At 45.6% G+C, this 20,273-nt stretch carries 16 protein-coding genes; 9 read left to right on the forward strand and 7 right to left on the reverse strand.

Features of this window, described 5'->3' with window-relative positions; genetic code table 11:
• Positions 1–116: 116 nt before the first annotated feature.
• Both QUB04_RS23030 and QUB04_RS23035 read right to left on the reverse strand, forming a co-directional pair.
• Entirely contained in the window at positions 117–704 is a 588-nt protein-coding gene (locus QUB04_RS23030; protein ID WP_333287931.1) for a cytochrome b, read from the reverse strand.
• A gap of 124 nt (positions 705–828) precedes the next feature.
• Positions 829–957, reverse strand: a complete 129-nt coding sequence (locus QUB04_RS23035; protein ID WP_333287933.1) for a hypothetical protein — start codon at positions 955–957, stop codon at positions 829–831.
• Between the two features lie 387 nt (positions 958–1,344).
• Here QUB04_RS23035 and QUB04_RS23040 point away from each other — a divergent pair, with 387 nt between their 5' ends.
• Positions 1,345–5,298, forward strand: coding sequence for a PAS domain S-box protein (locus QUB04_RS23040; protein ID WP_333287934.1), 3,954 nt, complete (start codon positions 1,345–1,347; stop codon positions 5,296–5,298).
• Between the two features lie 43 nt (positions 5,299–5,341).
• Positions 5,342–5,470 carry a hypothetical protein gene (locus QUB04_RS23045; RefSeq protein ID WP_333287936.1) on the forward strand — a complete coding sequence of 43 codons (129 nt, stop codon included), beginning with the start codon at positions 5,342–5,344 and terminating at the stop codon, positions 5,468–5,470.
• Positions 5,471–5,733: 263 nt separating this feature from the next.
• Here QUB04_RS23045 and QUB04_RS23050 read toward each other — a convergent pair whose 3' ends face one another.
• On the reverse strand, positions 5,734–10,185 hold the full coding sequence (locus tag QUB04_RS23050) for a tetratricopeptide repeat protein (protein ID WP_333287938.1): 4,452 nt from the start codon (positions 10,183–10,185) through the stop codon (positions 5,734–5,736).
• Positions 10,186–10,399: 214 nt separating this feature from the next.
• Between QUB04_RS23050 and rpiA the strand changes: the two genes are divergently transcribed.
• From rpiA to QUB04_RS23065, 3 genes are all read left to right on the forward strand, one after another.
• Complete coding sequence (rpiA, locus tag QUB04_RS23055) at positions 10,400–11,116, forward strand: ribose-5-phosphate isomerase RpiA (protein ID WP_333140306.1); 717 nt, start codon at positions 10,400–10,402, stop codon at positions 11,114–11,116.
• A 353-nt stretch (positions 11,117–11,469) separates the two neighbouring features.
• Positions 11,470–12,675, forward strand: coding sequence for an aldo/keto reductase (locus QUB04_RS23060; protein WP_333140308.1), 1,206 nt, complete (start codon positions 11,470–11,472; stop codon positions 12,673–12,675).
• Between the two features lie 216 nt (positions 12,676–12,891).
• Positions 12,892–13,647: a Fe-Mn family superoxide dismutase gene (locus tag QUB04_RS23065; RefSeq protein ID WP_333140310.1), complete on the forward strand. Its 756-nt coding sequence runs from the start codon at positions 12,892–12,894 to the stop codon at positions 13,645–13,647.
• A 66-nt stretch (positions 13,648–13,713) separates the two neighbouring features.
• On the opposite strand, the gene rsmG is transcribed toward QUB04_RS23065, so the two are convergent.
• Positions 13,714–14,457 (reverse strand): 16S rRNA (guanine(527)-N(7))-methyltransferase RsmG, encoded by a 744-nt coding sequence (rsmG, locus tag QUB04_RS23070; protein ID WP_333287940.1) that lies wholly within the window; start codon positions 14,455–14,457, stop codon positions 13,714–13,716.
• Positions 14,458–14,741: 284 nt separating this feature from the next.
• Positions 14,742–15,413, reverse strand: a complete 672-nt coding sequence (locus QUB04_RS23075; protein WP_333263828.1) for an energy-coupling factor ABC transporter ATP-binding protein — start codon at positions 15,411–15,413, stop codon at positions 14,742–14,744.
• 427 nt (positions 15,414–15,840) lie between these two features.
• Between QUB04_RS23075 and QUB04_RS23080 the strand changes: the two genes are divergently transcribed.
• The 3 genes from QUB04_RS23080 (at position 15,841) to QUB04_RS23090 (ending at position 18,065) form a co-directional block, all read left to right on the forward strand.
• Positions 15,841–16,857, forward strand: coding sequence for a Sll0314/Alr1548 family TPR repeat-containing protein (locus QUB04_RS23080; protein ID WP_333287943.1), 1,017 nt, complete (start codon positions 15,841–15,843; stop codon positions 16,855–16,857).
• A 128-nt stretch (positions 16,858–16,985) separates the two neighbouring features.
• A complete protein-coding gene (locus QUB04_RS23085; RefSeq protein WP_190659407.1) occupies positions 16,986–17,438 on the forward strand; it encodes a DUF3531 family protein in 453 nt (150 codons plus the stop codon).
• A 195-nt stretch (positions 17,439–17,633) separates the two neighbouring features.
• Entirely contained in the window at positions 17,634–18,065 is a 432-nt protein-coding gene (locus QUB04_RS23090) for an NUDIX hydrolase (RefSeq protein WP_333287944.1), read from the forward strand.
• 150 nt (positions 18,066–18,215) lie between these two features.
• Here QUB04_RS23090 and QUB04_RS23095 read toward each other — a convergent pair whose 3' ends face one another.
• Together QUB04_RS23095 and ychF are read right to left on the reverse strand one after the other, a co-directional pair.
• Positions 18,216–18,581, reverse strand: coding sequence for a phage holin family protein (locus QUB04_RS23095; protein ID WP_333288002.1), 366 nt, complete (start codon positions 18,579–18,581; stop codon positions 18,216–18,218).
• A gap of 27 nt (positions 18,582–18,608) precedes the next feature.
• On the reverse strand, positions 18,609–19,700 hold the full coding sequence (gene ychF / locus QUB04_RS23100; RefSeq protein WP_333287945.1) for a redox-regulated ATPase YchF: 1,092 nt from the start codon (positions 19,698–19,700) through the stop codon (positions 18,609–18,611).
• Positions 19,701–19,821: 121 nt separating this feature from the next.
• On the opposite strand from ychF, the gene QUB04_RS23105 reads away from it, so the two are divergent.
• Complete coding sequence (locus QUB04_RS23105) at positions 19,822–20,178, forward strand: hypothetical protein (RefSeq protein WP_333205857.1); 357 nt, start codon at positions 19,822–19,824, stop codon at positions 20,176–20,178.
• Positions 20,179–20,273 lie beyond the last annotated feature (95 nt).

Here is a 20,273-nt window from a genome sequence, read left to right on the forward strand (position 1 = left end):
CCCTATGCCCTATGCCCTATGCCCTATGCCCTATGCCCTATGCCCTATGCCCTATGCCCTATGCCCATGAGTACCTCCTATGAGATCTCGAAAGGCTATAGTACCCCATCGCAAATTTATCCCACCTTTTGAGACTTTGGGAACTTAGTGCTAACAAAATTTGTCAACCTACGCCAATTAGCTCTCACAACTTTCTTCTGCTCTAAAATATGCAAAAGTACGAACGCTAAAAATGTGTACGCCAGCCAAAAATGCAAACTCCTTCCCAGATCAACCATTGCGGAATTCTGCGGAAACACATCCGGCAAAACAATGCCGAAAAATTTCACATTGTTACTTTTGAAAGAGTTAGAAAAAAAGAAACCACTAACCGGAACTAGCCACATAAAAACGTACAAACTTGCGTGCAGAGCAAAATTTTTGTACCATTCCTTTGTAAACTTTGGCAGGCGTTTCGTATATTTTTTCCACCATACCCGGAGGAGAGTTAAAATCCGCCAAGTCAGCAAAGCCATTGTCAGCACGGCTACGGATTTGTGAAAATCGTACAGGGGGCCTCGAATAAACAATTCTCTCGGCAATTGAGCCATAAACGTACCGGTAATAAACAGCACTAAATAGCAAGCTGACATTACCCAGTGTAAGGACATCAGTTGTTTGAACGCAGAATTAAGTCTGGGTTTCGCAGCGGGTTGGATACTCACTTTTTCTTACCTCCTTAGCGTTTGCTGCACAAGATTAAGTATAAACTATAGGACTAAAGCTCGTGGCCGATTGTGCATTATAAGATTTACTTAACTTAAGTATTATAAATATTTATTAAACAGTCTAATTAATTAGATTCACGATCGTCATTCCCAGCAAAAAAACGATCGTACTGGGGTCGATCGCCTCCCAAGCAGTTTTCCTGTCGAGTATCCCCAAAGCCACCGCACTCATCTCACCCGATAATTGCAACCGCCGCCCGGTTCATCCGCAGCCCCGGCCAATATCCCAAACCGAATCCGAAGTAGGTCAGTCCCAATACTAGGTATTTGAGTGTTATCGTATATACTTAAAATCAGTGATTGCCGGTTTTTTTTATTGTCTAGGATGCTAAAAGTACAGACCGGGTAATTGCAGCTAAACCTGCTGGCATTGCAACTAGCGGGAAATATCGTCGGCCGACCGTGTACCAGCTACAAACAAACACAGTGGTTGCATTGGGAAGCGAAAATCAGGGTGCTGGACAAGTGGTATTTTTGTTACAAGTTGTAACTTTTTTCAAACAACAGGTTTAATTTAGTTTCACAAAAAAGTTAAATTCCAGAAAGTAAAATTAATTACAGTCGAGTTAAGCTAAAAGTGTTTGCTAAAAAAAGTCATTCAAGCAGCCCCGAAACCAACTATTCTCAGTTGCTCGACACGGACGGCGAGTTCGCGACAGCCAAACTTTCGTGCAGCCAACAAGTCGAACAAGATTGGTATGGAACTCTCTACGAGAATTTTCCGGGCATTTACTTCGTTCTCGACGCTTTGGGAAGAGTTTTTTCGCTCAATCAATTCGGCGCGTCTCGCCTTGCCTACAAATCGCAGGAATTAATTTGTCATTCAATCTTTAACATATTTTATTGCCAAGAGCAAGGCAAAATGCAGGCAGAATTTGCCGGATTGGCCCAGCCGGAAAACGGTACGCCAACTCCAAAAATTGCCTGTTGGGAAGGCTGCTTGACTTGCAAAGACGGCAGGATTATGAGGGTAAAAGCAACCGCGCGCCCAATGCCGGCGGTAGATTGGAAAATAGAGGAAAATACTAATGGTCGCTCAATTGCGAATTTCCAACGGCCGGCTATACTGTTAGTTTGCGAAGAAATTAAGGCTGCTTCGGAGTCGCCCACGTCGCCCAACCAGAGAGGAAATTGGCGCAGTCCAACTTTAGCGATCGCAAAATTAGCCAAAAGTCAACTTAAACAACGCCACAATATAGAAGACTTCATCCGCGAAGTAACAGAAACCGCTGTTAGTATTGTCAACTGCGATCGAGCCAGTATTTGGCTGTATGGCGAAGATAAAACGCAGCTTCACTGCATCGACCTTTACGAACAAAATACTAAACTCCATTCTGTACAAATAATCATCACATCAGCCGACTGTCCGGCATATTTTCAAGCTTTAAAATCGGCAAGTGCGATCGCAACAGTGGCCGCAGAAAATGACCCCAGAACGCGAGAACTGGTCGGTCTTTATTTGCTCGATCGGGGCACGACTTCCCTGTTAAACGTACCGATTGTGCTAGCAGGTAAAATGGCGGGAATAGTCAGCGTTGAACGCCAGGGTTCCGACGGTGATTGGACGGAAGAAGAACACGAATTTACGCAAATATTAGCAGATTTTGTATCCTCAAGTTTGTCAGCTAGCGAAAAGTTAAAATTAGAAGCACTGCGACACGAACAGCAGCAAAACTTGCTGACCCAATACTACGATCAACTCGAAGAAAGAGTAGAAAGACGCACTGCTGAACTCAAAAAAGCTAACCAAAAACTGCAAAAAGAAATAATAAAAAGAAAAGAAGCAGAAGCCGAACTACGCCTGCAGCAACAAGAACAGCAAATTATTTTTGATTCCGTGCCGGCGATGATTTGGCTCAAAGATACCGAAAGTCGCCTGCTGCGAATTAATCAAGCCGCCGCTGCATCGAGAGGTTTGCCCGCAGCTCAATTAGAAGGTAAATCTTTTTATGAAATCTATCCAGACGAAGCAGAGCAATATTATTTAGAAGATTTGGAAGTAATCAATTCCGGCGTTCCCAAGCAGGGGCAAGTCGAACTGCTACCAACAGTTTCGGGTCAAAAATGCTGGGTGCGGACAGATAAAATACCTTACCGCGATGAAACAGGTAAAGTCGCTGGTGTAATCGTGTTTGCAGTAGATATTACTGATTTAATTAGAGTCGAAAAAGAACTGCGAGAATATCGCGATCGCCTCGCACAAAAAGTCGAAAAACGTACTGCTATGTACAGGCAAGCCATGACCGCTTTGTACTCGGCAAATACGCAATTGCAACAGTTAATTAACAACCGCTATTCTGGGGGCGAAAATGGCAGCAGCCACTCAGCAGATCGCTTGCTCGAATGCGAAGCTTATTTTGAAGCAGTTGCCGTGGCTGACCGCGACACAATTTTGAGCGTCAGCAGCACTTTTGCGGAACTTTTCGGTTACGAACCTGCGGAAATGGTGGGAATGAGCTTGCTGGAACTACTGTCGCCGAAATCATACAAACAGGCGTCGCAAATGATTTCTGCAGCCAGCAATACAGTCTGTGAAACTATTTTTCTCAAGCGAGATGGAACTGCTTTTCCTGCTGACGTTCGCAGCAAATTCGTATTTTGGGAAGGTCGTTTAGTACAGGTGAAAGCAGTCCGAGACCTCACGGAACGCAAATTGACCGCAGCAGAATTAGAGCGATCGCGGTCTCTGCTGCACGCTACCTTAGAAGCAACGGCAGACGGCATTCTCGCCGTTACTACCACCGGAGAAATGATTAGTTATAACGAAAAGTTAGTTCAAATGTGGGGAATTTATGAAGAAGTTAGAAACTCAATGGATAGAACGGTGCGGCTGGCATTTCTCACTAAGCAAGTTAAAGATCCGAGAGCTTTTTTGCAGAGAGTTAAAGAATTTTATAGCGATGCGGAGTCGGAAGGTTGCGATATTCTAGAATTTAAAGACGGTCGCACTTTTGAGCGCTACACGCAGCCAATTAGAGTCGGACAAAATATTATTGGCAGGGTGTGGCGCTTCCGCGATATTACCTCTCGCGAAAAGGTGACGGCAATGTTGGGAGATTCTCAAAGGCGCTTTCGGGCAATTTTTGATTCTTCTTTCCAATTTGTGAGCTTATTGAAACCCGACGGCACTCTGCTGGAAGCTAACCAAACTTCTCTGGATTTTGCGGGAATTAAGCTACGGGATGTTGCAAATAAACCGTTTTGGCTGTTGCCTTGGTGGGGAGATTCTCAGGAAGTTCAGGAACAGTTGCAAGAGGCGATTTCTCGCTCGGCAAAAGGTGAATTTGTCCGCTATGAAGTGGAAGTTCAAGGTGTAAATCGGACGGCAACTGTTGATTTTTCTCTCAAACCGGTCGCGGATGAAACTGGCAAAATAGTATTGTTGCTGCCGGAAGGTCGGGACATTACTGAAAGTAAGCAAGCCCAAGTCGCGCTGCGGCAACAAATAGAACGGGAACGTTTGATCGGACAGATTCAATCGCGCATCCGTTCTTCTCTGGATCTCCAAGATATTCTCAACACTACAGTAGCGGAAGTGCGGGAGTTTTTGGTAACAGATCGCGTGCTGGTTTTCCGCTTCCGGCCCGACTGGAACGGAGATGTGGTGGTGGAGTCGGTTGCAGAAGGATGGATGCCACTCAAGGGGATGGGAATTGAGGATTGCTGTTTTGCCAATACTTACATCGGACAGTATTTAAAGGGTCGCATTCGCGCCATAGAGAATATTCATGCTTCTAATTTGACTGAGTGTCACCTGAATTTTTTGGAGACTTGTCAGGTGAAGGCAAATTTGGTAGTGCCCATTGTCCAGCAGGGAATAGAACCGAGGGAAGGTAACGGTTCTTGTCAAGTGCCGAAGTTGTGGGGTTTGCTGATTGCCCACCACTGTTCGGCACCCCGCCAGTGGCAGCAGTTTGATGTGGATTTGCTGAGTCAGTTGGGGACTCAAGTGGCGATCGCGATCGAACAATCTTTACTTTACCAGCAGCTAGCTGCAGCCAACCAGCGGTTGGACGGGTTGGCGAATTTGGACAGTCTGACTCAACTAGCTAACCGCCGCCGTTTTGACGAGGTGATCAATCGAGAATGGGAACAGTCGAGCTCTTCGGAACCGCTATCTTTGATTCTGTGCGACATTGACTGTTTTAAACTTTACAACGACAATTACGGCCATCAAGCCGGGGATGCTTGTTTGCAGCAAGTGGCGCGGGCGATCGGGGAGGCTTGCACGAACGCACCCGCAGAACGCCTCTATTTGGCTGCTAGGTACGGCGGCGAGGAATTTGCGGTAATTTTGCCAAATACGGATATCGTGGCTGCACAGGCTGTTGCTGAGGGAATCCGCAGCAGCGTCAAAGCCTTGGCAATTCCCCACATCAAGTCTGTTGTCAGTGATTCTGTGACTCTCAGCTTGGGAGTTGCGGTCGTTTCGCAAAGTCAAAATTCCCCAAAAATGTTGATTGAAGCTGCGGATAAGGCACTGTATCGAGCTAAGTCTGGCGGGCGCGATCGAGTCGCTATTAGTGATTAGTGAGTAGTCAGGTTATTTTAGATTTTAGATTTGGGAATTACTGATGAAGCTGCTGGTTGGGAGCTTGTCTGCAGTTGCATTCTTGTTTGAAACTGGTATTACTAAAAAAGCGATCGCCCTAACTGGCATAAAGTTAGTGCGATCGCGGTACTATGAATCAGCTATGTATTAATCAGACTCGGCGCAGAATTTTTACGCATTTTCACGGATTTTTTTACAAAACTTTACGGTGAGTAGCGTACAAATATCCAAAAACCACGTTTCTCTACCTGATCTCTCTTTTTTTATGGAACCGCAGAGGGCACAGAGGGCACAGAGGAAGAGAAGGGAGAAAGAAGGGAGTTCACACACTGATGAGGGATTGCCATAGCAGCAATTCGCAATGCCCTGTTTGGCCGATGCCCGATGCCCGATGCCCAATTCCCAATTCCCCCCCTATTTAGCTAACAGTTTTTGAAACACCCCATACATATCCTCAGCCAACTTTTTAGGATTCCACAAAGGTGCAAGATGTTCTGGCTGCTTAGATTTTACTAAATGCTCTTTCACCCTATTTCTCAAACCAGCATCGCGGCCAAACTCAACTCCCCACTGCGTGTATTCCTCCCAACTCCACGCCGCACCAACATCAAGATTTGCACTTTTCAGAAAAGCGTAACCCATCCGCGAAAGATATTGGTCGCCGGATCGAGTTACCACTGGCAAATTCGCCCACAAAGCCTCTAAATTATGAGTCCCGCCGTTGTAAGGATAGGAATCTAAAAGCACGTCGGCTACATAATAAATAGCGCGGTGTTCTTCCTCACTTCTGGTTTGCCCTATAAACTTAATCCGAGCAAAATCTACTCCCTGAATTTCGCATTCTTGGCGGTAAGTGCTGTGAATAACATCGGGGTCGCCTTGACCTTTGCGGATTAACACACTATCTGGTACTTCCTTCAGAATTGTAACTTGAGCTCGTACCATTTCTGGATTGGTTTTTCTCCCTGGCGCAACGCACAGATAAGTCATTTGATCTAAGCCAATTCCGAGAGCATTTCTAATCGCCTCTCGATTCACAGGAATGCTTTGCAGTGCGCCAATTGCTACCGAACCACCAGGCAATCTTACTAACTGTTCTAAGTAATTTTTTTCAACACCAGGGGGGTGAGTGTGTTCGTCGCACAGAAAGTAGTGATTATCTGAAATGTAGGGTGCGTCGAATCCCAGCCAAGAAACGCAAATTCCCGCAGGATATTGATACAGCACTTCGACATTTGTTGGGACTGTCATCGAGTCTAAGTCTATCAAAACATCCAAGTTGTCTTGCGCTACTTCGGCGAAGATTTCACCGCCATCAGCAAAGCCGTTTGGATATTTTTTAGGCCAGTAAAACTTGCCCGCCATGTCTTCAAACCGCTGCGTAACCTCATCTCGGTGGAGTTTCCCGGTGACGTAAAGGTGAACGTGGGGGGTGATGTGGCTTAATTCGCGAATTAAAGCTTCGCTGCACCAGCCTACTGAGTGGCGGCGAAAGTGTTTGGAAAGGAAGCCGATTTTTAAAGGACGCTGTTCTTTTGTTTGGTACTTGGCTAGGTTGCTTCTGTTAATTTCCTGGCGCTTAGGAACGGCTTTTTGGTAGTATTCTTTGGCAATGAGTCTGTAGAAACTGGCATTCTTTTCGCGGTTGTCTCGCAGGTGAGAAACTGCAAACAGGAAGATTTCGTAGAGCAGTTTTAGTTCGATCCCGCTAAAGGTTTCGACCTTTTCGTAGCAGAGTTTTTCGATTTCTTCGAGTTTCTGAATTGCCTGTTTGCTGACACCTGATTGCAGGTAGGAAAAGACGTAGGCTGTAGCTGACATGACTGGGGCGACATCGCCGCAGTTTTCGCAGTATTTGTCGGCTACGCTGCGGGCTCCGGCGAGGTTGGTGGAATGGCTTAGCAAGTCGCACAGTTGTTGGTAGGCTTCGCTAAATTTGGGGTTGCATTCGATCGCCTTTTCAAAATGGGCGATCGCCTCCAACGGCTTATCTTGTTTTTGAATGTGTCCCATCCGGCAGTAAACCTCTGCCCAATTCGGTTTTAATGCCAAAGCTTGCTGATAGCTGGCTACAGCTTCTTCCAGCCGCCCCTGCATGGAAAAACAATTGCCGAGGTTAGCGTGAACTTCCGGCCAGTCGGGCTTAACTTTCAGAGTGTTTTGATAATTAGTAATCGCTTCATCGTACTTGTTTTGCTGTAAAAAAGAGTTGGCTATATTGAAGTGCAAAACTTCTAAATGTGGCTTTAAAGCTACAGCTTTCTGATAGTAAGCGATGGCGGCGTCGAGATTTCCTTGTTGCGATCGCGCGCTGCCGATGTTACCGTAAGCTTCGGCCCAATCCGGTTTAATGGCGAGCGCTTTTTCGTAGCATTCGATGGCTTCGTCGCGCTTTCCTTGGCCCAAAAGTCGATTACCTAAGTTAAAGTGGAAGTCTGCACCGACTAGCTGCGGGTTGAGTTCGGATGTTCTTTTAAAACAGGCGATCGCTGCTTCGATGTTGCCGTGTTGGTGATATACTTTCCCTAAATTCCAGTGAGCTCCCGCTAAATCGGGACTCAGGGCGATGGCTTGCTGGTAATGGGCGATCGCTTCTTCCAAACGCCCCATTTTGAAATACATACTGCCGATATTGGCGCGCACTTCCGCAAAATTTGGCTGCAATACTAGGGCTTGAGAATACGATCGAATTGCAGCTTCAGTTTTGCCTCCTGCTTGCAAGGCATTGCCTAAAGTGACGTAAGCGTAGATGAAATCCGGTCGAATTTTTAGCGCTTGCTGACAAGCTGCGATCGCCTCTTTAATTTTACCTTGAACTAAAAAGTTTTCTGCGAGTTTATTGTACGGTTCTACTTCTTGAAAATTGGCAACTTGTCCGCTATCTGGAACATTGAGCGAGGTAACTTCTTCGGAAAGTTCAGCGGGGTTGGTAAACGGAGTATTTAAAGTCTGAGTGGTGGGCGCTGCCGGCAAATTGATACTCGAAGGCTGCAAGCCGTAGCCTTCATCTTTGTTGACAGATACTGGTTGCGATTCCCCTGATTCTGTTTCTAATTCGATAAAGTTGCTGTCAGTAGTTTGCCGCTCTTTTTGTGCGATTAAACTCGCTAATTTCTCAGCAGCGCTGGCATCTCCCGGTTGCAGATGCAGCACTTTTTGATAGCAACTAATTGCTGCATCTAAGTTTCCTTGCTGCTGCAAAACGCTGCCCAGCATCATATTTACCGAAGACAATTGAGGATTAATTACCAGAGCTTTTTGGTAATAACTGGCAGCCTCTTCCAATTGCCCTAACTTGTAATACATACTGCCGAGATTCGCGCTAGCTTCGGCAAATTCCGGCTGAATTTTTAAAGCTTGCAAGTAAGCTTGAATTGCCATTTCCAGTTTGTCTTGACTGTGCAGGGCATTGCCCATTGTCAAGTAAGCAGGAGCAAAAGTGGGTTGAAATTGAAGAGCGACATTACAAGAGGCGATCGCCTTTTCAAATTCTCCTTGCAAAACATAAACTTCCGCCAACTTTTTATGAACTTCTGCATCTCCTGGATTAAACTCTAAAGCTTTCTGATAATTCTCGATAGCGCCACCGAGATCACCCTGATCTTTCCGCCAATTTCCCTTTTGAAAATAATCTCTCACTGCCTCTAAACCTACTAAAGAATTCCCGATCATTTGCTCTGCCACTCTTACAGGTTTTACACTAATACTATTCAGCCATTCTACCCACTTTCGGGAACGTACAGACCAAGTACACCCTTGATTTATATATTCTACCTGCTGTCTTAAATGATTTTCAGCAGTGGCGCTGCCCGCACCCAGGTTCTCATTTAAAACTCCGACTATCGCCTCTAAAAACCGCCTTGTATATCCCTCCCAATCTGCGTTGCCCGCCCGCTTCCAATTAGTTATCGATGCAAAATTTTCCACGCCTGACATTGAAACTAGACGGGCAAAGCCAGCAGTTGTTTCCGGCAAAGCTGCCAATTCACTCGTCACAATCCGGCAACCGCAGGCCATCGCCTCCATCACGGCAATAGATGAGGTTTCCAAATAGGTATTCGGGTAAGCTAAAACCGCCACTGAACGCAGTTGCCGGACGAGTTCGGGTTGCGGTACGGAACCGACGTACTCCACGCCTTCTGTTTCCTGACACTGGCGGTAAAGTTGACCGAAAAAAAGCTGGTTATCATTGTCGTCTATTTGGTGTACTTTCATGCTTGAAAATACTTTTAATCTGGTTCCGGGGACAGCTTGACGAATTTCGGGAAAGACTTTTAACAAAATATCGAGTCCGCGAAATGGAGTGCTGGTGTAAGCTAGAATGGGCGGTCGAGATTTATGAGAGAGGATAGAAATATTATCGTCGAAAATGTTAGCAAAACAAGGTGCGATCGCATTTCTTAAAACACAACTGCGATTAGAGTCAATCCCAAAGCGCCGATGAAATTGCTCGCGTTGCCAGTCGCTGACAAATACAAAGGCATCGCAAGCATTGATTTCTCGCTCATTCTTAAAATTTTCGAGGAATACAAAGCCCGGTTCGTTATGAATCCACAAAATTAACTTAGTTCGATGCCCCAAAAGCGGTTTGATTTCCAGCGCTTTGCCGACTATATTGACTATAACTAAAAAATCGAGCGATCGCAGCAATTCTAAATTAGATTTGTCCCCCACCCTGCGCCTGCAATCAACGCCGCGCCACATCCCCGACTCGGAAGTATTGTTGAGCAAAAATACCTCATTTCCCTGTGCAGCCAACGCCTCAGCTAAGTAACAAATAGCCGACTGAGTGCCACCCAAAGGTTTGCAGTAAGGAGTTTCAATATTGTAATCCCAAGTGTAGGTATCGAGAAAGCCGATTTTCATTGTGGCAATTATCCACCGATTTGTGAACTAGATTTTTTTTATTTAACCGCAGAGGACGCAGAGGGCGCAGAGAAAAAAGAGAGAAGTTCCCACTTGAAATAATTTGCGAGTTCCCTCTCTTCTTCTTCTTCCTCTCTGCGTTCTCTGCGCTCTCTGCGGTTAAATAAATCCATAATAAATGGTATAATCTTAAAACTATTAAGGAGTACCGAACATGACCACAGAACAAGATCCCGTAAAATTGATGAAACAGCAAGTCGGCTTTGCTGCAGCCGATCGCGTAAAATCTGGTATGATTGTCGGACTCGGCACCGGGTCAACTACAGCTTATACTATTCAAGCATTGGGCGATCGCATAAAATCCGGTCAACTCAAAGACATCAAAGGAGTTCCGACATCTTTTCAATCAGAAGTGTTAGCCAAACAGTACGGAGTACCCCTGACAACACTAGATGAAATTGACAGAATTGATGTGGCTATTGACGGCGCTGATGAAGTAGATCCCCACCTCAACTTAATTAAAGGTGGCGGCGCAGCCCACACCCGCGAAAAAGTAGTCGATTACCTCGCCACTCAATTTATTGTAGTAGTTGACAGTTCCAAAATCGTAGATAAATTGGGTTCGACTTTTCGCGTGCCCATCGAAGTTATACCGATGGCATTAACACCAGTGATGCGCGCCATTGAAAAATTGGGTGGCCAACCCGAACTCCGCATGGGTGTGAAAAAAGCAGGCCCCGTAATTACCGATCAAGGTAATATGGTAATAGATGTCAAATTTGATGACATTGCCAACCCCGGAGAAATGGAAAAAAGCTTGAATAACATTCCCGGTGTGTTAGAAAATGGTTTGTTTGTAGACTGTACCGATTTGGTTTTAGTCGGGGAAATCCAAGACGGAAAACCCGTAGTACGGGAGATTTCTAAATAGTCAAAACTGCCCACTGGCGGTCAAAAACTCTTTGTGGAACAGGCATCTTGCCTGTTCAGGAGAATGCTGCAATATGGGAGTTAAGCTGTAGGGCATCTAAATTGTATTTTTAGGGCGGGCTTTCTGGTCCAACCCCTACTCCCCACAAGACTTTTCTTAAATTTGACTATACAATTTAAATGCACTTGGGCTTACCTTGACTTTGATTGTCAAAATTCAGGGGTTTAAACTCCTGTATGACGGAGGAATATTTTTAGGGTGGTTTATAAATCTCCATCCTAAAAACCACGCGATTCATCTGTCAACTGTCAACTGTCAACTGTCAACTGTCAACTGTCAACTGTCAACTGTTTATGATGCAATATCGCAGATTCGGTCGCACAGAATTATCCATGCCCGTCTTTTCCTGCGGTGGCATGAGATATCAGTATAAATGGCAAGACGTGCCAGCCAATGAAATTCCCTCAGACAATCAACAAAATCTAGAAGCGACGATTAGCTACTCGATTGAATGTGGCATAAATCACATAGAAACAGCTCGCGGTTACGGCACTTCCGAAATGCAACTGGGGTGGATTTTCCCGAAATTTCCCCGCGAAAAGTTGATAGTGCAAACGAAAGTTAGCCCCAAACCAAACTCGCAAGACTTCCGCGAAGACTTTGATAAATCCTTAGCTTATTTGCAACTAGAATACGTGGATTTACTGTCGCTGCACGGCATTAATACGTGGGAATTGCTAGAGGATTCTATGCGTCCGGGCGGCTGCATGGATGTGGCGAGAAAGTTGCAAGCAGAAGGGAAAGTTAGGTTTATTGGTTTTTCCACTCACGGCCCGACGGATGTGATTGTCAAAACAATTGAAACTAATCAATTTGATTATCTTAACTTGCACTGGTACTACATCAATCAAAGTAATTGGCCAGCTATTGAAGCTGCTAAACGTCACGATATGGGCGTTTTTATTATCAGTCCTTCCGACAAAGGCGGTCAACTTTACAGCCCGCCGCAAAAATTGGTAGACTTGTGTTCTCCGTTGAGTCCGATGGTGTTTAATGATTTGTTTTGTTTGTCGCATCCGCAAGTACACACTTTGAGTTTGGGCGCAGCAAAACCTGAAGATTTTAACGAGCATCTGAAAACTGTAGAATTGTTAGATAGAGCCGATGAAATATTGCCACCGATATTAGAAAAATTAGAAAAAGCAGCAATTGATAAATTAGGAGAAGATTGGTTTAAGACTTGGCACGTCGGTTTACCAACTATCGAAAATACTCCCGGAGGTATTAATATTTATGTGATTCTGTGGCTGTGGAATTTGGCGCAGGCTTACGATACGATCGACTATTGCAAGATGCGCTACAACCTTTTAGGTAATGCGGGCCACTGGTTCCCCGGCCAAAAAGCCGTAGCTTGCGGGGCGGAACGCCATCGCCTCCATGAATTAGACTTGCGCCGCTGCCTAGCCCACAGTCCCCACGCTGCTAAAATTCCCGGTATTCTCCAAGCAGCCGATCGGCTTTTTGGAGGCGAAGCCATCCAGCGTTTGTCCCAAGAATAATCGCAAAAAAACCCGGTTTCGACAGAGAAACCGGGTTGGTTAGCCGGAGCACGCGAGATTTACTTACGCACACACCATTAGCGTAGACTTGAGAAACTCTCACAACCATCGCCCATCCGTCTCATCCATTCGGGCGATACAACTTTTTTTCTCAACTCACTCCCATTTTGCTTCAATCTGAGATAAAACAGTTAATAATTCACTTAGGTACTTTTTATGACTCTCAAACGCCGAGATTTCTTGTATTTGCTGACTGCCAGCGTCGGAGCTATTACCGGAGGTGCTTGCCAAGCATCAGGGAATAATTTAACGCAACCAAGTCCAACTGCAGAAAGCCCAAAAATAGCCCAAACTCCGGGGCCTTTTACACTGCCACCTCTGCCCTACGAATACAATGCTTTAGAACCGCACATCGATGCGCGGACAATGCAATTTCACCACGACAAACACCACGCCGCTTACATTAAAAACCTCAACGAGGCTATCAGCAAATACCCGCAACTAAAAAACGTGAGTGCGGAAAATATGCTGCGAGACTTGAGTAAAGTGCCGGAAGATATTCGCACGGCTGTTCGCAATAACGGCGGCGCACACTTAAATCACAATATGTATTGGAAAATCATGAGTCCCAATGGTGGTGGCGAACCCACAGGGGAAATTGCCACAGCAATTAAGCAAACTTTCGGCAGTTTTGACGCTTTTAAAGAAAAATTCAATGATGCAGGTACAAAGCGTTTTGGCAGTGGTTGGGTTTGGCTAGTCCGCACAAAAGCCGGCAAACTTGAGATTGCAACTACTCCCAATCAAGACACTCCTTTCATGCAGGGAAATTATCCAATTATGGGCAACGATGTTTGGGAACACGCTTATTATCTCAAATACCAAAATTTGCGCGGCGACTATTTGAAAGCCTGGTGGAATGTGGTTAACTGGGCGGAAATTAACCAGCGCTACGAAAAGGCGATCGGGTAGTTTTCAATTAGATGAAATACAGGACACGGCCGATGAAATACAGGACACGGCAGTGCCGTGTCCCTACTAGCGCACGGGACGCTCGAACTGCTGTACAACTTTCCGCAAGTAAACGCAGTGCCGCGCACCCTGACTCGTGGGCGTTGTGAATGCTTCTACTGACTCAACGGTGCCGCCCAAATGCTCGATCGCCCTTTGCAACTCCGTTTCTTCCTCCACCGTCCAATTCCCACGGTAAAGTACAGCCAAACCGCCATTTTTCAGCAGGGGCAGCGCGCATTTAGCGCAGAGAGGAGCGGCTCCCACTGCTCTGAGAACCGCTAAATCATAAGCTTGTTTGTGCTGCGGCTGTCGGGCAATTTCATCGGCTCGGCCCAACAAAGTTGCAGCATTTTCTATCCCTAAAGACGGCACAACTGTTTCCAGAAAAGTAATTTTTTTGCGCGTAGAATCGAGCAAAGTAACTGATAGTTGCGGCAGGGCGATCGCGATCGGCAGACCCGGAAAACCCCCACCTGTCCCGATATCGATCGCTTTCTGCACCGACTCGGCGGCAAATTCGGGATTTTCCGCCGAATTGTGATTAGCTGGCAGCAGTTTCGCAATTCCCCGCAGAGAATCCCACAAATGTTTTTCCCAAAACTCCATCGGCTCAGTAATTCGAGTTAAATTCAAGGAGCGATTGCCCTCGACAATTAACTCGTAAAGCCGCTGAAATTGTTGTTGCTGCGACTCATCCGGCTGCCAATTCAGCGTTTTTTGCCACAACTCGTTCATCTGGGGCAACACAGGCATTGTAATCTGATTCATCTTCTCTTCCCACTCTTTTGTAAGCTCTGCAAATTCTCTGCACTTAAAAATGCTTCATAATGCGATAGACCCGCCCGCACTAACTAATGACTAATGACTAAGCTGTTGCGCCTTTAAATTGCATATTCAGGGCGGGCGGGACGCCCAACCCCTACTCCCCACAAGAGTTAGATTGTTTTTTGACAGACAATTTAAATGCAGAACAGCTTAATCACTAATAACTAATAACTAATAACTAATGACTAATGACTAATGACTAATGACTAATCACTAATGACTAATGACTAATGACTAACAAAACTCGTTTCCTTAGCTTCTAATTTAGCCCGATCGACCTCCTGCAAATCCCCGTGGTTTAGAGTCCAAAATCGGTCAGCAACGCTCAACAAATCGCTAGCATCGTGAGTAACAATCAACAAAGTCCAGTGACTTTTCAACTTACTCAACAAGCTTACCAACTGCCGCCGCATCGACCAATCCAAACCCGCCGTCGGTTCGTCCAAAAGTAGCAAATGCGGCTGCCGAATTAGCTGCACTGCCAGGGCAACCCTGCGCTGTTGGCCCCCGCTCAAAGCGTGGGGGGAAGCGCGCAGCGGCAAATGTCCGAGTCCCACTTCTGCCATTGCTGAGTTAATTTGTTCTTGTCCCAATTCAGGATGCCCCAACCGCAATTCTTCTAAAATTGTGCCACCGCAAAAATGCCTTTCTGGAAACTGAAACACTAACCCTCCTAACTGTTGCAAGTGTTCCGGTGTTAATTCTTGTTCCCGCCAACGGATGTCGCCGCTAGTTTTTTCGGCTAAACCTGCTAATATTTCTAATAGCGTACTTTTGCCTGAACCGCTGCGACCCACAATCAGCCCCATTTGCTGCGAGGGCAGTTCTAAGTTAATATTTTTCAGAATAGGATTCGGACAGGCGGTAGGATGATATACTAAGTTTTTTAGATAAAGCATTAACGGCAGTTGTTAGTTGGCAGTTGGCAGTTGGCAGTTAACAGTTAACAGTTAACAGTTAACAGTTAACAGTTAACAATCAGAAAAATAGTTATTGTGGGAGCGGGTAACTTCGGGTTGTGCTATTGATAGTTAAGGCGGTTTTTGGCTGGGGTCGATCGCACACAATTATTTTACATAAATCTTAACAAAAATTTCCTTTTTTTTTCAGAAGTGGCGTTTGATTTTTCTGTTTTTTCATGGTATATTTTAATAATGGAAATCTGTCCGTCAATATATTACAAGTCACAGTCCCATTATTAAAATATACATCAACAACCACAAAAAATCAAGCAAATTTAACTCTTTTTTTGACCGCGGCCCGAAAGTCTGAAAATTTAACTCTCTTGTTTCTAGTTTACAGTATATTACATTGAGAGAATTGACGATGACGAAAACCCCTTTAGCATCGGTGGGCAAGCAAATGTTAAGTTCTAAACAGACAGTGCGGGCGATCGCCAGTGCAGCAGCGATCGCCCTCAGCATCTGCATTAACTCAGCAGTAGCGGGCGATCCCTTTCGCAGCAGCAACCCGCAGGCGATCGGGCCCAACACCGAAACCGCTTTCAAAACAATGTTTCAGCAAGGAAACTACAAACAAGCAAAAACTCAAGTTCAACAAGCACTATCAGCCGAACCAAACGAGCCGCTAGCCTATGCGATGGCCGCCTCCCTATCCTACATCGAAAAAGACTTCAACTCGATGAATTCCTACGCGCAAAAAACCCGCGAAGTCGGCGAAAACTTGACTAAAACTAATCCCTTGCGCGGCAATATTTACACAGCAGCAGGTCACTTTCTAGAAGGGGCGAACATTATAGCCAAAGAAGGAACAGCCAAAGGCGCGCCCCAAGCTTTGAGTAAATTGCGAGTAGTATTTCAATACCTAGAGGCCGCCGACAAAATAGCGCCCAACGACCCAGAACTAAACCTGATCAAAGGCTACATGGACTTAATGCTAGCCACAAACCTGCCCTTTTCCAACCCCAACGAAGCAATTCAAAGACTCGAACAAAAAGCCTCTCCCCGCTACTTAGCTTATCGCGGCATGGCAGTAGGCTATCGAGACTTGAAAAAGTACGATCGCGCTTTAGAGTTTGCCAACAAATCCCTAGCAGAAACGCCCAACAATCCAGAAGTTCTCTATCTAAAAGCACAAATCTTGTTTTCCCAATCCCAGGGAAAAGACAGCAACAAAACCTTACTTGAGGAAGCCCGCAAAAACTTCGAGGCAGCCTTAGCAAAACCCGACCAACTGCCGCGCAGTTTAGTAGCAGAAATCTTCTTTCAGCAGTGCAGAACCCGCAACCGTCTCGACAGCAAATCTCGCGACTGTGACCCGATGCGCGATAAAATCAGAGATGCAGATGGAGTCTGGGGGCCGGCCGCCTTACCACCACTATAAAAAGAGTCAGAGGGGAAGTCAGAAGTCAGGAGTCAGGAGGAAAATTTTCTCTGTCTCCCTCTCTCCCACTTTTCCTCTCTCCTGCAATCCCATTCCTGCAATTCCATTCCCTTTCTTTGAAAAAATTGATGCAAGTAGAGTTTCGCGAGTTTAACCCCTTTGACCTCTGGATTTGGCTGAAGTTCAGCAACGTGCCTTCAAACGGTGAAAAACAGTATGTTGAAGAAGTGTTTGACTCTTGGTTTTTCTTGGGAAAACTCGGAGGATTTAATGCGGAAAATTTGCAAGTTCAAGATGAAGGCTTAGACATCAGTGATATGAATTACGATGTTAATCTAGCCGACCAAAGCATGATGGCTTTGATGCACAATATGGGAGAAATGGAGTATCAAGGTTCTTGGGCTCGCTGCTGGTTTGATTTGGGCACTAGCGACGCAATTGGCCTCGATGTTTTGATTAATGTTTTCCAGCAACTCAGCAAAGAATTCGTAACGATTGAAAAACTAATTATCGGCGGTGAAAATATAGACTGGCCAATTGAAAATAGGAGGAGCAGAGAGGGTTTTGCTGCTGATAATTAGTCATTAGTGATTACTCATTAGGGGCGGATTCTACTCGTTACTAGGCTCTGCCTGGTAACACATATCCGCAGGCTCTGCCTCCTATTTTGCTGCTCCGAAAGCGAGGCAGAGCCTCTGGACATTGATTCCTAGGCAGAGCCTAGGAACCAGTTAACTGATCACTAATGACTGATGACTAATGACTGATAACTAATTATGCAAAAAGGTAAAGTTCGCGTAATTGTTTTAGGATTAATTCGATCGGGCGATCGCATCTTCGTGTCAGAATGCGAAGATGCGGTCAAACAAGACACATTTTACCGAGCTCTGGGCGGTGGCATAGAATTCGGAGAACACAGCATCGACGCTTTGCAAAGAGAGTTTCAAGAAGAAATTAAAGCCGAGTTAACAAATATCAAATATTTGGCTTGTTTGGAAAACTTCTTTGTTTATAATGGCAAAGCCGGACATGAATTAATACAACTATACCAGTGCGATTTTGTCGATTCCAAATTTTATCAATTGGATAGTCTGGATTTTGCAGACGGAGATGGGGAACATACTGCATTTTGGATACCTATCGATCGCTTTCGATCGGGCGAATTGCGCCTAGTTCCAGACAAATTTATCGACTACTGCGAAGGCTAATAACTCAACCCATACCAAAAAATAAATACCTGATATGGGGGAATTAAACCTAAAATATTTGCCGTCGGGGCGGGTTTCACCTGAAATATTGGCGATAACTAACAGGATGAATAAACCCGCCCCTTCCTTCCGCCCGCGCGTTACCTTGATCTACCGTACATTTGGCAGCTTATCCAACACGTCATAGAGAAGAGAGTTAATAAAACCGAGGGCGATCGCCCCAAGCATTGCACTCCAAATTCCCCACCGCAACCGAAATCCTTCGACTAGCCAAGCCGCCAATCCAAACATAGCAGCGTTGATAACAATCGCAAACAAGCTATAAGTTGGCAACGCAAAGGGTTCAACATTTCCAACAAAAATAGGCCGCACAAAAGCATTCAGCAATCCAAAAACCGCCGCCGAAATCATCGCTTTTCCAAAACTGTCAATATCTACCCCGATGGGCAGCTTGGAAATTATAAAAAAGCTCACTGAAGTAACCAGCCAAGCAATTGCCAGCGAAAAGATGTCGATTTTCATGCGGCCATCTCCTTAAAAAAGCTAAACATTAAATCGGAACAACAGCACATCCCCCTCTTGTACAACATACTCTTTACCTTCACTGCGAACTAAGCCTTTTTCCTTAGCCGCATTCATCGCGCCCGTAGCAACCAAATCTTCATATGCTACAGTTTCGGCCCGGATGAATCCCCGTTCAAAATCAGAGTGAATCACCCCCGCAGCTTGCGGTGCTAACATTCCCGCGATAATTGTCCAAGCGCGAGTTTCCTTCGGGCCGCTAGTAAAATAAGTCCGCAAACCCAATAATTCATAAGTAGCTCGAATCAGAGATTTCAAGCCACCTTCTTTTACCCCCAGAGATTCTAGGAAATCCGTTCGTTCTTCCTCGGATAACTCCACCAATTCTGACTCAACTTGCGCCGAAACTATGACAACCTTAGCCTTTTCTGCTTCTGCTACTTCCCGCACTTGTTCGACATAGTTATTTCCCGTTGCTAAATCGTCATCAGACACGTTAGCAGCATAGATAATTGGTTTGTTGGTGAGTAATTCCAAACCTTTAACTAATTCAGCTTCTTCATCGGTGAAATTGTACTGCCGCGCTGGTTTGCCCGCATTCAAAACGGCGACTAATTTTTCGAGTACATCCACTTCTGCCTGAGCTTCCTTATTGTTGCGGGCCAGCTTGCGAGTGCGATCGAGCCGGCGTTCAATTTGAGCTAAGTCTGCTAAAATTAATTCGAGATTGATAATGTCAATATCTCGCTGGGGATCGACAGAACCGGCAACGTGAATAATATCATCATTGTCAAAACAGCGGACAACATGGACGATCGCATCTACAGCCCGAATGTGAGACAAAAACTGATTTCCCAGTCCTTCCCCCTGACTCGCCCCCTTCACCAAACCCGCAATATCCACAAACTCCATCCGCGTCGGCACAGTTTGCGCCGAATTGGAAATATTGCTCAGCACCTTCAACCGTTCGTCTGGCACTGCCACGATACCCGTATTTGGCTCGATCGTACAAAAAGGAAAATTAGCAGCAGTCGCCTTGGCATTAGCAACCAGAGCATTAAACAAAGTAGATTTGCCAACATTAGGCAGTCCGACAATTCCGGCAGTAAGCATAGCTATTTAGAAACATATCACTGTTTCAAAATATCATAAGGAATAGCAATATATCTGACTTGTGCCTTCTAACTTCTAGAGCTAAGCTTGAATAAATATACAACTTGAGGTAGATGGCTCAATGGTTAACCAGTGGTTAAGCAAAGTAACGATGGCTGCGGGGCTGTCGCTGCCTCTGTTAGCGCTCACAGCAGCTAGCGTTTTCGCTCAGACGGTCACAATTTCGGTGATTAACAACAGCGGCAAGACGATGACAGCCGTCTATATGTCTCCTCCCGATAAGGAGGCTTGGGGAAAAAACGAGTTGCCGGCCCCGATTGCCGATCGGGAAAAGGCAGATTTTGAGTGGGATCGAGCTGACTACGAGGGTTCGGATGCGGGCTGTGTTTTTGATGTCATGGCCGAATACGAGGACGGCAAATGGACTGCTTTGGGTGCTGTTGACCTTTGTAAAGAGACTGCGCTCAACTTCAAGTAATCGATAATCTACGCAAAAACCGAGTTTTTTCAAGTCTGATATTCATCAAAAAGATTGGGGACTTTGGAGAAAGCCGGTTTTTGCGATCGACCTGA

This window comes from Microcoleus sp. D2_18a_B4 (genome assembly GCF_036702475.1).
In the GTDB taxonomy this organism is placed as follows: Bacteria; Cyanobacteriota; Cyanobacteriia; order Cyanobacteriales; family Microcoleaceae; genus Microcoleus.